Raw genomic sequence first — 13122 nt, 5'->3', positions numbered from 1 at the left:
ATGACAATGTCCTTTGTCATGCATATAGGTTTGGGCATCCTATGGGACGCTGGCCGCTAAACAACGGCGGCGCCTATGCAAGCGCCGCCGGACTTTTTGAAAATTCCTCTTAGACAGAAAAGGCCTGCTCAAACCATATGGCTGTGAGACGTCCGAATCAGATCGGCCGCCCGCTCTCCGATAACAACGCAAGGCGCCATCGTATTGCCTGTGGTGATCCGCGGCATAATCGACGAGTCGGCTATGCGAAGGCCATCTATACCGTAGACCTTGAGTTCATTATCGACCACCGACATGCTGTCGCGTCCCATCTTGGCTGTGCTCGTCTGATGCCAATAGGTGACCGCAGACCGCCTGATAAAATCGATCATCCCTGACCTATCGCGTGCGCTCGGAGCTGTCTCGCCTGTTACCAAGGGCGTGAAGGCATTGCTATTTCCGAGCTCGCGACATAATTCCACCGCGGCCAAGGCCGCAGCCATGTCTTCCGGTTCACTGAGAGGATTCGGTTCGATCAGCATGGCATCGTTTACGTCAGGTCCAGAGAGCCGCAACCGGCCGCGGCTTTTTGGCTGGGCGAGACCGTTGAACATGGTCCAGCCGTGCTCCGGCGTTTGAAGACCTGTTTCTATTGGCGAAGGTACCGCAAACTCCAATTGGCACTGAAGAATATCCGGTTGGGGAAGCCGTGCGTCGCTCTTCCAGTAGAGTTTTGCTTCGCAGCCGGTCCCGCCTACGGCTTCCGGTTTTCGATATGCCCATGTGCAGCCGAAGGCGATATGATCCTGGTGATTACCACCAACGCCAGGGAGGTGTTGAACCACAGGAATGCCATGGGCTTTCAGCTCATCTTCCGGGCCGACACCCGACTGCATCAACACTTTTGGCGTGTTGATTGCGCCAAGCGATAATACCGTTTCGCAACGCGCCGTGAACTGGCGCATCTGGCCATCGACAAGGACCTCGACCCCCGTCGCGCGCTTGCCATTGAAGACGAGGCGTGTGACCAATGCATCTGTTAGCACTGTCAGGTTTGGCTGCGACAGGAGCGGACGGACGTAGGATCCGAACACGGATTCACGCTTTCCATCTTGAATCCGCAGCTCAGCAAGCGAGGCGCCGCCCGGACCCTCCATCATTGCACCGTTTGGGCTGTCATAGACAGGAATGCCGATCGTGGTTGCCGCACGCAACATAGCCTCTGCAACTGGCTGGGGAGCCTGTGGCTGCGCAACGTAGGCCGGCCCTCCGACTCCTCGGCGTACAGGGTCCGGTGCTCCCTGCCAATTTTCGATACGGCGATAGTAGCCGAGGATAGACTGGTACCCCCACGCATCGTCACCGGCCTCAGCGGCAAAGTGATCCCAATCGCCCTTGTGCCCTCTGGCCCATACCAAGACGTTGATGCTCGAACCACCGCCAAGCCCCTTGCCCATGCTGAGAGGAAGACATCGCCCATTCAGGCCGGACGCCGGTTCGCCGACAAATCCCCAATCCCGGCTAGTGCCAAGATTAAGTGGCCACTGCGCAGGGTTTGAAACAGTTTCGGCCGCATCGTCGCCCCCGGCCTCAAGCAGGAGGACGCTTGCATTGCCATCTTCCGCCAGTCGCGCAGCAACAACTGAGCCGCTGGAGCCAGAGCCGCAGACGATGAAGTCAAAAACATCACCAATTTCACCTCGCGGGTTGAGTGAACTTTCTGGTGCGGTTTGGTCACGAGTATCCGGGATCAAGTAATTACCTCCATGAATGGATTTAACGAAAACTAAGGGAGTGCCGCAGGGTCTTGAAACGAAGGCGCGCGGCTGATCTGATGCAGCGATTAGTCGGTGCTTTATGGGTCGCTTCTCTCCTACTCCACCTGGATCGACGGAGCGGTTCCGTCATCGGGACAGTGGGGATTGTCCCGATGACCGCGCTGGGTCTGCCACTACTTCTTCGCCGATACGGCCTTCGCGGCCTCATCGATCGTGTCTGCGACGACCTTCGGCTGCGTCATGAACAGGGCATGGCTTGCCGATACTTTGGTGACCTTCGCCTTGATGCGCTCTGCCATGTGGATCAGCATTGCCTGATCGAATGCCTTGTCTTCCGTAGCGATGACTGCCCAGCTCGGCTTGGTGCGCCAGGCAGCGTTTTCAAGTTTCGTGCCGAAGGCCGACATGTTGATCGGCACCTGCGCGTCCCTCATGAACGCAACATCGGCATCACTTACATCGTGAGCGAAACCAGCCTTGAACTTTTCCGGGTTGAGATAACCAAAACCATCCTTCGTGGTCTCGATGACGAATTCGGATGCGGGTGCAAATCCCTGGTATTGCTGAGCCGTCGTCTCGCCTGCATCGGGGGAGAGAGCGGAGACATAAACAAGCCCTGCGACCTTCGCGTCGACGCCGGCTTCCGTGATGATTGTGCCGCCCCAGGAATGCCCGACCAGAATGACCGGGCCGTCCTGCCGCTCCAGCGCACGCTTGGTGGCACCAACGTCGTCGGCAAGAGAGGTGAGAGGATTTTGGACAATGGTGACGCGATAGCCGCGCTTCGTGAGAATGTCGTAAACACCCTTCCAGCCTGAGCCGTCTGCGAAAGCGCCATGAACGAGTACGACGTTTCTGACCGACTGGTTCTGGGGAATGATATCAGCGGCGCTCGTCGGTAATGCGGCAGACAGTGCTGCAGCAACTGCAATGGCGGCAACGGTGGTCGTGGTCTTGCGTGTCATAACTTTCTCCTTGTTGGCGACGATAATTGTTATCGCGATACCTGTAAGCTGCCAGAAGTCCATGTTGGACGTCAAGATAATTCTTATCGCGATATTTATTTTTCTTTCTGGTTTCGTTATATGGAGTCAACAGGAGCTCAGAATGACCCAACCTCCTAACGATCCACCGCCTTTGCACGACCAATTGTGCTACGCAATCTATACGGCCGGCATTGCGATCCAGCGCGCTTATAAGCCTCTTCTCGACGAGTTGGGACTGACCTACCCGCAGTATCTCGTGCTCAACGTGTTGTGGAGTAGCGACGGGCAAACGGTGGGCGCCGTTGCCAATGCTCTTGCCTTGGAATCCAGCACGCTGACGCCGTTGCTGAAGCGGCTCGAGACATCTGGCTTGCTGCGCAGGACCAGAAACCTGAGCAACGAGCGGCAGGTGGTTATCGGGTTGACTGACAAAGGACGTGCCTTGCAGCACAAGGCAGGCTGTCTCAGCGATGCCTTGCTTGCAGCCTCGACCCAGACGCCGCAGGAATTAGCCACCCTGAACCGCGACGTCCGCCATCTTCGCAATGCGATTTATTCCCAGATCGGCGGGTGGAACGCACCCGCCTGATCAAAATGGTGGCGTGATATCACACTGTCGGAACAGTGCCTCCGTCGATGACGAACTCGGCGCCGTGAATCGCGGCAGCGCGATCCGAGGCCAGGTAGGCGATGAGGTCGGCGACCTCATGGGGGTCCGCTGGACGCCCAATCGGGATACCGCCGAGGCTGTCAAGAACCACTTGCCGCGCGTCCTCGATCGTACCGCCATTGGCGGCCTGCAGACGTTTTAGAAAGTCGTGGGATGACTCTGTCATGATCCAGCCGGGGGAAACGACATTGACCCGCACGCCTTTCGGCCCAAGCTCCTTGGAGATGGACTTGCTGTAGGTCTTGAGCGCGGCTTTGGCGGAAGCGTAGGCGGTGGTCGCCTCTGGCAGGGGGAGGACGGACTGAATGGAAGTGACGTGCACCACCGCGCCGTTACCGCGTTCGATCATCTGCGGGATCACCAGACGATCAAGGCGGACTGTGGCCAAGAGGTTCAGGTTCAGCTCTGCCAGCCAGTGGTCGTCTGTCAGGGCAACGAAACCGCCGCCCGGTGTCGACGATCCGCCAATAACGTGAGCCAGAATATCGATTCCGCCCAAGCGCTCGAGCGCGGCTCTGGCAAGGGTTTCCCCGCCCTCGGCCGTCGTCAAGTCTGCTTGTATGAATTCGACTCCGTCAATTGGTTCCGGTGCTCCCCGAGCGGCGGTGATGACTCGGGCGCCGCCGGCCAGGAAACGGTCGGTAGTGGCGCGACCAGCACCCTTGGTGCCGCCGCTGACAAGCACGCGCTTTCCTGCAAACTCGGTCGGATCAGCTTTGATGTTCATGCTGTGATCTCCAATGCTTTGATGGTGTCGTTCTCGAGCGTGAACCGGTAGGTGAAGCGGATCGGGCTGCCTTTGAAGTCGCCGTGGGCAAGGCCCTCGACCACGACCTGATCATCCTCGTAACGAACGACATCCGGCGTAAAGATCGCCTTGACGGGAATCACTGCTTCTTCGAACAAGGTCCGCAGCTCGGCATGGCCTTCGTGACGGCCACCGTTATCCAGGACGACAGTATCGTCCGCGAAAGGCTTCAGCATGCCGTCCACATTGAGTTGTGCATTAGCTTCGACATAGTCCGCTATGGGCTTGGGTAGTGCTAGTGTCATGATCGATCTCCTTTGCTCGGAATGACATTTAGCACTGGACAATTGCAGGAATAAGGGGGACGAAGCGGTATGAAGTGATGAATGGAACGGGACAATGGATCGGGCTACCCTGAAAGAACTTGAAGCTGCCATTGCGATCGCACGGCGCGGGACATTCCGCGCAGCATCCATTGATCTAGGGTTGTCGACCACGGCACTGAGCCACACGATCGGCAGGCTCGAGGCTGCGCTGGGCGTGCGACTGTTCAATCGCACCACGCGAAGCGTCTCCCTGACGGACGCTGGACGGCTTTTTATGCAGCAGGTCGCTCCATCGCTTCAGGATCTACATGCAGCACTGGGGTCGGTGCGCGAGCAACGTGAGACGCCTTCCGGCACGATACGGATCAACGCCGCGCCGTTTGCGGCGCGCTCGATCATCAAACCGCTCGTGCTTGAGTTCCTGCGCCGCTATCCCGACATGAATGTTGATATCGTCACCGAAGGGAAGATGGTGGATATCGTCAGGGACGGATTCGATCTGGGCGTTAGAGTGGAAGGCCTTGTTCCTAGCGACATGATTGCCGTTTCGCTCGGCAGCCCTCAACGACATGCCGTGGTAGGATCCCCCGAATACATCGAAAAGCACGGGATACCGATGGCCCCCCCGGATCTCCTTACTCACAGTTGCATTCGCGTTCGTCTGCCTGATGGCTCCCTGTTTCGCTGGCGGTTTGAGAAGGGCGGCGAGCAAGTTCAGATAGATGTTCGGGGGCAGATCACGCTAGATGAGGCAAGCCTCACGCGAACTGCGGTGCTTGATGGCGCCGGCTTGGGCTACCTCTTTGAGCAAGACATTCTTCCAGAGATCGATGTGGGACAGGTCATTCGCGTGTTGGCGGACTGGACGCCGTCTTATCCTGGGCTTTGCCTGTACTATCCCGGACGGCGAAATCTATCGGCCGGCGTGAGAGCTTTTCTAGAGCTAGCTCGTGAGCTTTCGCGTGCGGGTGATCCGCGCCCGAAATCCTGAACGATCCGTTCGCCTCGAGCGGAACCGAACCGCAGACCCACTCAATGCAGTTTTCTGAAGCGCGGTTCCCGATTATGCAACTTTAAAAGTACAGAACGCGAACATCGATTTTGACTAATAGTCCACTTGCACTTAAGCAGACATCGCAGCGCTAGCCCAAGGTCGCGTCACTTGCCGGCACTACGGGTGTTGCGATGCCAGAGCCATTGGCGTCAAAGACGTGGATGTCTTGCGCGCGGGCGGTAAAGTGGATCGTGTTCATCCTTGCGTAGGAGCCCGTACCATCAACCTTGATCAAATACTTTCGGTCCGAGCCCTGCATATCGACATAGAGAATTTGTACTTCGCCGAGGTGTTCCACAAAATCGATGATGCCTGTAAGCGCTCCGCCATTCGCCTTTGCCTCTGCAATCTGCGTATTCTCAGGGCGAATGCCAATGCTGATTCTATCCCCAGTTGAAATGCCATCGGGCCGCAAACCAACGTCAAGAGTAACGCCACAATTTGATAGGAACCTTACCGAGCCAGTTGAATCCTTTTCGGCCATTCCGTCCAATATATTCATTGCGGGGGAGCCTATGAATTGGGCGACAAACAGGTTGGCTGGATTCTTGTATAGGTCGAGAGGCGTTCCGACCTGCTCGATATGGCCGTCTTTGAACACAACGATACGATCTGCCAATGTCATGGCTTCGACCTGATCATGGGTTACATAGATCATAGTCACTTTCGGCATGCTTTGCTTCAGCTTCGCGATCTCGATTCGCGTGGCTACGCGTAACGCAGCATCAAGGTTCGACAATGGTTCATCGAACAGAAAGACCCGAGGGTCACGCACTATCGCGCGGCCGATGGCAACCCGCTGCCTCTGCCCACCGGAGAGCGCCTTTGGCAGCCTCTGCAAATAGTTATCCAATTGTAGAATTGCCGCCGCATTGCGTACCCGCTTGTCGATTTCAGTTTTCGACAGGCCGGCTATACGCAGTCCAAAAGCCATGTTCTCAAAAACTGTCATGTGGGGATAGAGAGCATATGACTGGAACACCATGGAGATGCCACGTTTGGACGGCGCCACATTGTTGATACGCTCGCCGTCAATGATCAGATCGCCCGACGTGATGGTTTCCAAACCCGCAATAGAGCGGAGCAGGGTGGATTTCCCGCAGCCCGACGGGCCGACCAAGACGACGAACTCACCCGATCGTATGTCCAGGTCTATCCCGTGGAGAACCTCGAGGTTTGCGTAGGACTTACGTATGCTTCTCAGTGATAAGTCGGCCATGGTTCCGTTCCAATAATTGCTTTCAACCGTGCGACGTTCAAGGAGCCAGGCTGGCCAGGAACCGCGTTATAAAGTCCGGCTTTCGGTTTATGATTTCAGCATCGTTCTTGCGCCGAATTGCCCGTCGGACAATTTTTGCGCCCACATAGCGCAAGGGCTCCGGGGGCAGCTTCGTGCGGCGCTCGATTCCGACAAGTCCGCAGCTGCTCCACTTGTCATCCTTTCCCAGCACAAGGCTCGCCATGATGCGTCCGGCGACAGGCGCCTGGGCGATTCCCGTACCGTTGAACCCTACAGCGTAGAAAATATTCGGCTCGTTTCTCAGATGACCGAAAACCGGAAGATGCTCAGCCGTGCAGTCGATCGGCCCACTCCAATCGTACTGGATCGGGATATTCTTGAGCTGAGGATATACCCGATGCAGCTCGCGAATATTGTCGAGACCATTGTCTCTACTGCGGTTGAAGCTTGTATCTATGCGATCCCGAAAGGAGATGCCGCCTGTTCCCCGACCGAATATGACCTGACCTGACGGCGTGCGCTGATGGTACAGCACATGCTGCTGTGCATCGCAAATTGAAGCGCCGTCGACCCAGCCGATCTCGTCCAGTATGTCGGCGGCGGGTGCCGTAGCGATGACCTGGCTGCTGACCACATAGATATAGGGGTGCAATTCGGGTATGGCCGACAGCCACGCATTGGCGGCGAGAACGACCTTGGTGGCAGACAATGTGCCTTCGGCTGTCCGCAAACTGGCCGTCTGGCCCGGGGTGATTTCAAGAACAGGGGTGTGTTCGTGGATCACGACGCCTTTTGAAAGAGCGAGTTGACGCAGACCTACCGCAAGCTTGGCGGGCTGGACCGTACCCGCTCGATCCTCGATGATACCGGTATAGGAAACTGATGAGCCTGTGCGCTGCAGAATGTCCGCTCTATCAAGCTTCCGAAAGTGCCCCTCCCCCAATGTCCGGCAAAGATCGTAGGATTTCGACCACGCTCCCTCCTGAGCTGTCGAGCTTGCGGTCCACAACCAGCCATCGAGCCGCAGATCCATATCAACAATGCCGGTATCCTGCAGCGACTTTAGTTCCTCGATCGCGTCGGCCGTGGCGCGACATAACATGAGTGCATCGTCATCACCTACCAGATCCCGCAGCAGGTCGATCTCTGCAAACCAGCTATGGACTTGCCCTCCGTTTCGGCCGGACGCACCCGAACCGCAAAAGTCGGCTTCAAGAATCGTAATGCGCGTTTCCGGCGCTTGCTCCTTTATGCGCAGTGCCGTCCAGAGCCCTGTGTAACCTCCACCGACGATTGCCACGTCGCAGTCCTGGGTGTCCTGGAGAGGCACGGTAATGGCATCGGCATCTATACTCTGCAGCCAGAAAGAGCGATCTTCTTTTGCCGCGACAACCGGCAGTCTCATTTTGATGCTACTCATGCTCAATCCCTTTGCGCCGTGCGGACTACGCCGTCGTATTTCTCGAGAAGCCATTGCGGAATCGGCATGATTTCTTGCGGGAACCCGCCAAGATGCGTGCAGGTCTCCGAGGCCCGGATGGCTGAAAGACGCAGCGAGGCAGCCTCGGCTTGTCCTTCAACAAAACGCGAGGCGAGAAATGTCGCGATAAAGCTGTCACCCGCACCGCATGTGTCGACGACCGATACCGGCACCGAGCTGGCAGAGAAAAGCTCGCTGCCATTGTCATAGAACGAGCCGCGCTTGCCACAGGTAATCACCACCTGCTGAGCACCTGCTTGCTTGAACCTTTCGATCAGCGGTTTGACCGGTTCGCCAGGATCGTCAGGACCCGACGCAAAAACGAGTGGGACGTTGTCCAGTGGCAAGTCCAGGTGGCGTGTCGAGAGGTCGACGCTGAATTTAACGCCGTCCGTCACGAGCTTGCGCACCAGACTTTCGTTCGCATTCGTACCGAGATGAACCCAATCGGCTTTGAGCAGTTCATCGTAGTATTCGCACTTTGGAAAGAAATTGGCGCCGACACCGAGCGACTCGAGCAGGAAACGCCGCTCGCCCGCGTCATCCCTCAGCAATGTCACCGCTGAACTGCCGGCAGCTATCTCCACGTCGGTTCGCTCGAGGCCTGCCTGCTCGATTGCCGCAAGCATGATCTCCGCTTCCTCATCACGCCCCAAGGCACCAAAATAGCGGGCATTGTACCCCCGCCGCTTCCACTGCACCGCGACATTGAGGGCATTTCCTCCAACCGTGACAAAGCCTTTGGTCAGATAAGCATCAAGACAATTGTCGCCGACGGCGATCAGAGTGGGATGGGCGTTCATTATTGGTCCGCATGATCGAGAAGAGGGACAATTGCTTTCAATGAGCGTTGCCAGGCTGAAACGGGATCAAGCGCATATGAGCCATTCCCGAAGGGCTCGAATGTCAGTGTCCCCGCAAAGGAACTCGCATCAAGTTCGGCCAGATAGTCGTGCAGGGGCAGGTTGCCGTCACCCCAGACAAGGTGACCTGCCGGCGTTCCGTCGACAATGTGCACATGAGAAAGGCGCTTGCCGAACCTGTCGACATAACCGGCGACATCGTCCTTCACCGTTGCCATCGCAACGAGATCAAGGACCACGTCAACATTGTCGGCGTCGATCTCATGCCAGAAGGCTGACAGCTCATCGGCGTTGTTGACGATATTACTTTCGGTGCGCTGCAAAGGCTCGAGAAGACAAGCTATTCCAAGGCGCTTGGCGTGAGATGCGATCTTCCTGACCGACTCGATCGAATTGGCCCATGCATCCTCACGGCTCTCGCATTCAAAGCCCCGACCAGGCGTGAGAAACAGATACCTTGCCTGCAGTTCCGCACAGATGTCGGCTGCGAGGAGGATGCGCTCCACGCTTTTCTCGCGATAAGCCTTGTCGCCGGAGGCAATGTTGATGGGATAGAGCACCTGCTCCGGCGTGAAGCAGTGAACCGTCAACTGATTGTCTTCGAGGATGGACTTTACCTCCCCGAGGCGCGATCGGCTGTCGTGGAAGAGATCGAGATGAGGTGCAATTCCCCAAAGTTCCATCCGCTTGAAGCCCATCTGGTGAAGCTGTTCGGCGGTCCAGCGAAACGGATGGTGTTGAAAAGAGAAATTCGCACCGACAAGCTGTTCATGTCTCAACATTCCGGGCTGCTCCATTATTTCCCGATGCCTTCGGCGAGGCCTCGAATGAAGAAGCGTTGCGCGGCAAAAAATACGATGACGATGGGAAGTGCTGACAATGTCATGGCCGCAAAAACCACGGCGTAATTGGTTCCGTGTTTCGACATGATCGATGTCAGGCCGACAGGAAGTGTCTGAAGGTCCGCACCGCTCGTAAATATCATCGCGAAAAGATATTCGTTCCATGCAAACAGAACGTGCAGGATGACACAGGACACCAGTATCGGCTTGCACAGCGGCAAGATCACTCGCCAGAAGATCTGGCCTTCGCTCGCGCCATCCATGACGGCAGCCTCGTCGAGATCACGCGGGAGTCCAAGCATATAGGCGCGGATGAGGAAGGTTGTGAACGGTATGCGGAAGGCTGTATAAAGGATGATCAGTGCCCAATAGGTATTATAGAGGCCCAATTCCTGCATCATGCGCACAAGCGGAATGACAGCGACCGTGGGGCTGAGCATGAGACCACCAAGCACAATGCCGACGAAATAAGGCTTTCCCGGAAGTTTGGATCGCGTCAGGCCATAGGCAGTCCAGGCGCTGATCAGCACCGTGCAGACCGCCGACCCAAGCGTGACGATTATGCTCGTTGCAACGTAATTGCGTATGCCCTGGTTCCACGCGGATATGTAGTTGCCAAGCGTGAAGTTCGTCGGAAGCGCGAAGGGATTGCCGAATATCTCCGAGTTGCTCTTGAAGCCGTTCAGCGCCATCCAGATCAGAGGATAAATGACCACGACGCCGAGGCTGACAAGAAAGGTGACGAGGCATGCTTTCGCCAGCACCTGAACAAAATCGGTGCGCTCCGTCTCGAGGGATCTGAGGTCGCCGCTCATAGGTGAACCCTCCGCCTCTTCGTGTACCAAAGCTGTCCGAAGCCGGTCAGCAAGGTTATGACGAAAATGACGGATGCCACGGCCGCGCCATAACCGAAATCATTTTCGATGAAACCTTGTTGATACAGCCAGGTTCCCAGTACCTGGCTGCTATTGTTTGGGCCGCCAGCCGTCATGACCATGACTTCGTTAAAGACCTGGAATGCGCCGGTAATCGTGACGATCACCATCAGTGCCGTCATCTCTCGGGTGAGCGGCATCGTGATGCTCCACAGCCGGCGCCAGGTGCCCGCCCCGTCCATGATCGCTGCATCGTATAGCTCGCGCGGTATCTTCTGTATGGCAATGCCGAACAGCAGCGTCGAATAGCCGAAACCCTGCCATTGGCTCATGGCGATGATGGCATAGATTGCCGTTTGCTCTTCACCCAGCCACGCACGTGACCAGTTTTCCAATCCAATTTGCGTAAGAGCCGAGTCGAGCAGACCGATGTCCGGCTGATAGATGAAATAGAACAACAGGCCAGTGACAGTGATCGAAATGGCGGAGGGTATGAAGTAGACGGCGCGCCAGAACCTGCGCCATTTTTCATTGCCGAGGCCCTCGATTATTGCGGCCAGTACGAATGCTCCGAACACCTGAAAGATAATGGAGATGACGGCATAAAGCGTGTTGTTGAGGATTGCCGTCCAGACGATTGGGTCACCTTGCAGGCGCCGGTAGTTGTCCAGGCCGATGAATGCCGTCTCGCCGGTGAAAATATCCTGGTTCTTGGTGCTTACGACGAAATTGTCGATGATGGGATAGTAGACGAACCACAGGATGAGAACGAAGGCTATGAGGACCCAACGCAACGAAAGCAACGTCGCTAGCATGCCGGCGTGATCCGCCTCAGCTTTTCTTCGCAGGGTGAAGCCCGCCTTGGCGGCTTCACCCTTATAGTCATGCTTCATGACAGTCATCGCCTGACAGCTTTCTTACTTCGAAGAGGCCGCAGCTTTCTTCACTTGTTCCAAGACCTGCTCAGGAGTCTGCGAGCCGCCAATGAGTGCCTGCAGACCTGAAAGCCATGCAGCTGCCACGCGCGGCGGATTGGCTGTATCCAGCCATGGCATCAGGTACGAAGACTCAGCGATGATCTTCAGGCCGCCCACGACCGCCGGGTTCATCGTGTCCGCAGAATAGCCACCGACCGTCGCACTTGGCTGACCATACGGCGGAGCCGAGAGGATTTTGCCGTTTTCGGCCGATGTGACAAATTTCATGAAATCGACGGCGAGCGGAATGTTCTTCGAGGCAGCATTGATCATGTAGCCTTCCGGTGCCCCTTCGATCGACTTCACATCGCCCTTGGCATCCTTCGGAGCAGGCAATTTGAAGTAGCCGAAATCGTCCTTCTTCAATGCGCCATCAGCAGTGCTTTGATCGAATTCGATGATTTCCTGATAGTACATTGCAGACTTCGCATTGCTGAATTGCTGTAGTGCCGATGCATATGACGAGCCGTTTGTCCCCGCTCCATCCGAGCACTCATCGATCAACTGCTTGAACTGCGTCAGACTGACAACATAGCCCGGGTCCGAATAGTCGGCCGTGGCTGGCTTGAAATCCTTCTCGAGAGTCGCCTGCGGCACGTTATAGGCGAGAAGCTGTCCCGCATAATGGACGGCTGGCCAGCCTTCTTTGTTGCCGAACGAGATCGGCGCTACCCCAGACTTGCGCAGGGCGGCGCAGGCAGCGAGCAATTCCTCGAAACTCTTTGGCTCCGCAACGCCTGCCTTTTCGAACAGCGGCCTGCTGTAGCCCATGAACTTGGCATCGAGGTAAAGGGGGATACCATAGAGCTTACCGTTATACTGGAACGCGCTAACTGCGGCATTTGCGAGTTCCTTGCCCCATACGGTGTCCGGGCCGATCACCTTGGTCAGATCGACGGCGCGATTGCCACGGACGAAGTTTTCGCCCCAGCTGCCCGTCCAGGTAAAATAGATATCAGGCAATGAGTTCGAGGCAACGAGCGCCTTCGTCTTGCCCTTCACGCTGTCGTCGCTTTCCTGAATGAGCTCGACTTTCACGCCCGGATGAAGCTTCTCGTACGCTTTTGCTGCATCGACAAAAAACGGAGAGAGCTGCTGCAGGCCGAATTTGGTCAGAATGCTTACGGTGCCGGAATATTCAACTTTCGCATTGGGATCCGCAACGACCGGATCCTTTGCCCATGCAGCGTTAGCGCCACCGACAATCAATCCGACTGCTACGTACGACGCGAGACTTGTGGTCCTCAAAAACGTGTTGCTCTTCATTTCGCAGTTCCTCTCTTTTTTGATCTTTCGTTTCTGTG

General features: G+C 56.4%; 13 protein-coding genes. 2 read left to right on the top strand and 11 right to left on the bottom strand.

Annotated elements, in window-relative coordinates:
• Nucleotides 1–128: 128 nt before the first annotated feature.
• Complete coding sequence (locus tag J2X72_RS21840) at nucleotides 129–1733, bottom strand: GMC family oxidoreductase N-terminal domain-containing protein (protein WP_310075421.1); 1605 nt, start codon at nucleotides 1731–1733, stop codon at nucleotides 129–131.
• A gap of 197 nt (nucleotides 1734–1930) precedes the next feature.
• Nucleotides 1931–2722, bottom strand: coding sequence for an alpha/beta hydrolase (locus J2X72_RS21835; RefSeq protein ID WP_310075419.1), 792 nt, complete (start codon nucleotides 2720–2722; stop codon nucleotides 1931–1933).
• Nucleotides 2723–2864: 142 nt separating this feature from the next.
• Here J2X72_RS21835 and J2X72_RS21830 point away from each other — a divergent pair, with 142 nt between their 5' ends.
• The gene (locus tag J2X72_RS21830) at nucleotides 2865–3332 is read left to right on the top strand and encodes a MarR family transcriptional regulator (RefSeq protein WP_310075418.1); all 468 of its coding nucleotides are present in this window, start codon (nucleotides 2865–2867) and stop codon (nucleotides 3330–3332) included.
• Between the two features lie 19 nt (nucleotides 3333–3351).
• On the opposite strand, the gene J2X72_RS21825 is transcribed toward J2X72_RS21830, so the two are convergent.
• Nucleotides 3352–4140 (bottom strand): SDR family oxidoreductase, encoded by a 789-nt coding sequence (locus J2X72_RS21825; RefSeq protein WP_310075417.1) that lies wholly within the window; start codon nucleotides 4138–4140, stop codon nucleotides 3352–3354.
• Nucleotides 4137–4466, bottom strand: a complete 330-nt coding sequence (locus J2X72_RS21820; RefSeq protein WP_310075416.1) for a nuclear transport factor 2 family protein — start codon at nucleotides 4464–4466, stop codon at nucleotides 4137–4139. Before J2X72_RS21820 ends, J2X72_RS21825 begins: the two co-directional genes overlap by 4 nt.
• Before the next feature lie 94 nt (nucleotides 4467–4560).
• Between J2X72_RS21820 and J2X72_RS21815 the strand changes: the two genes are divergently transcribed.
• Entirely contained in the window at nucleotides 4561–5478 is a 918-nt protein-coding gene (locus tag J2X72_RS21815; RefSeq protein WP_310075415.1) for a LysR substrate-binding domain-containing protein, read from the top strand.
• Between the two features lie 151 nt (nucleotides 5479–5629).
• Here the strand turns inward: J2X72_RS21815 and J2X72_RS21810 are convergent, their stop codons facing one another.
• From J2X72_RS21810 to J2X72_RS21780, 7 genes are read right to left on the bottom strand one after another with little or no spacing between them, the layout of a single operon-like run.
• Nucleotides 5630–6760 carry a sn-glycerol-3-phosphate ABC transporter ATP-binding protein UgpC gene (locus tag J2X72_RS21810; protein WP_310075413.1) on the bottom strand — a complete coding sequence of 377 codons (1131 nt, stop codon included), beginning with the start codon at nucleotides 6758–6760 and terminating at the stop codon, nucleotides 5630–5632.
• A 37-nt stretch (nucleotides 6761–6797) separates the two neighbouring features.
• Complete coding sequence (locus J2X72_RS21805; RefSeq protein ID WP_310075411.1) at nucleotides 6798–8201, bottom strand: FAD-dependent oxidoreductase; 1404 nt, start codon at nucleotides 8199–8201, stop codon at nucleotides 6798–6800.
• A gap of 2 nt (nucleotides 8202–8203) precedes the next feature.
• Nucleotides 8204–9064, bottom strand: a complete 861-nt coding sequence (locus J2X72_RS21800; protein WP_310075409.1) for a PfkB family carbohydrate kinase — start codon at nucleotides 9062–9064, stop codon at nucleotides 8204–8206.
• The gene (locus tag J2X72_RS21795; RefSeq protein ID WP_310075408.1) at nucleotides 9064–9906 is read right to left on the bottom strand and encodes a sugar phosphate isomerase/epimerase family protein; all 843 of its coding nucleotides are present in this window, start codon (nucleotides 9904–9906) and stop codon (nucleotides 9064–9066) included. The genes J2X72_RS21800 and J2X72_RS21795 overlap by 1 nt, the downstream gene beginning before the upstream one ends.
• Before the next feature lie 14 nt (nucleotides 9907–9920).
• Nucleotides 9921–10781 (bottom strand): carbohydrate ABC transporter permease, encoded by an 861-nt coding sequence (locus J2X72_RS21790; RefSeq protein WP_310075406.1) that lies wholly within the window; start codon nucleotides 10779–10781, stop codon nucleotides 9921–9923.
• The gene (locus J2X72_RS21785) at nucleotides 10778–11734 is read right to left on the bottom strand and encodes a sugar ABC transporter permease (protein WP_310075403.1); all 957 of its coding nucleotides are present in this window, start codon (nucleotides 11732–11734) and stop codon (nucleotides 10778–10780) included. Before J2X72_RS21785 ends, J2X72_RS21790 begins: the two co-directional genes overlap by 4 nt.
• Nucleotides 11735–11758: 24 nt before the next feature.
• Nucleotides 11759–13084: an extracellular solute-binding protein gene (locus tag J2X72_RS21780; RefSeq protein ID WP_310075401.1), complete on the bottom strand. Its 1326-nt coding sequence runs from the start codon at nucleotides 13082–13084 to the stop codon at nucleotides 11759–11761.
• Nucleotides 13085–13122 lie beyond the last annotated feature (38 nt).

It is taken from the genome of Phyllobacterium sp. 1468 (assembly GCF_031455525.1).
GTDB lineage: Bacteria > Pseudomonadota > Alphaproteobacteria > Rhizobiales > Rhizobiaceae > Phyllobacterium.
The sequence above is the reverse complement of the archived record's forward strand: the minus strand, read 5'-3'. Positions and strand labels throughout refer to the sequence as shown.

What these genes read in the sequence shown, in the direction of transcription:
- J2X72_RS21835 (WP_310075419.1), bottom strand. Translation starts at nt 2,722, where the DNA reads ATGACACGCAAGACCACGACCACCGTTGCCGCCATTGCAGTTGCTGCA.
- J2X72_RS21830 (WP_310075418.1), top strand. Translation starts at nt 2,865, where the DNA reads ATGACCCAACCTCCTAACGATCCACCGCCTTTGCACGACCAATTGTGC.
- J2X72_RS21825 (WP_310075417.1), bottom strand. Translation starts at nt 4,140, where the DNA reads ATGAACATCAAAGCTGATCCGACCGAGTTTGCAGGAAAGCGCGTGCTT.
- J2X72_RS21820 (WP_310075416.1), bottom strand. Translation starts at nt 4,466, where the DNA reads ATGACACTAGCACTACCCAAGCCCATAGCGGACTATGTCGAAGCTAAT.
- J2X72_RS21815 (WP_310075415.1), top strand. Translation starts at nt 4,561, where the DNA reads ATGGATCGGGCTACCCTGAAAGAACTTGAAGCTGCCATTGCGATCGCA.
- J2X72_RS21810 (WP_310075413.1), bottom strand. Translation starts at nt 6,760, where the DNA reads ATGGCCGACTTATCACTGAGAAGCATACGTAAGTCCTACGCAAACCTC.
- J2X72_RS21805 (WP_310075411.1), bottom strand. Translation starts at nt 8,201, where the DNA reads ATGAGTAGCATCAAAATGAGACTGCCGGTTGTCGCGGCAAAAGAAGAT.
- J2X72_RS21800 (WP_310075409.1), bottom strand. Translation starts at nt 9,064, where the DNA reads ATGAACGCCCATCCCACTCTGATCGCCGTCGGCGACAATTGTCTTGAT.
- J2X72_RS21795 (WP_310075408.1), bottom strand. Translation starts at nt 9,906, where the DNA reads ATGTTGAGACATGAACAGCTTGTCGGTGCGAATTTCTCTTTTCAACAC.
- J2X72_RS21790 (WP_310075406.1), bottom strand. Translation starts at nt 10,781, where the DNA reads ATGAGCGGCGACCTCAGATCCCTCGAGACGGAGCGCACCGATTTTGTT.
- J2X72_RS21785 (WP_310075403.1), bottom strand. Translation starts at nt 11,734, where the DNA reads ATGAAGCATGACTATAAGGGTGAAGCCGCCAAGGCGGGCTTCACCCTG.
- J2X72_RS21780 (WP_310075401.1), bottom strand. Translation starts at nt 13,084, where the DNA reads ATGAAGAGCAACACGTTTTTGAGGACCACAAGTCTCGCGTCGTACGTA.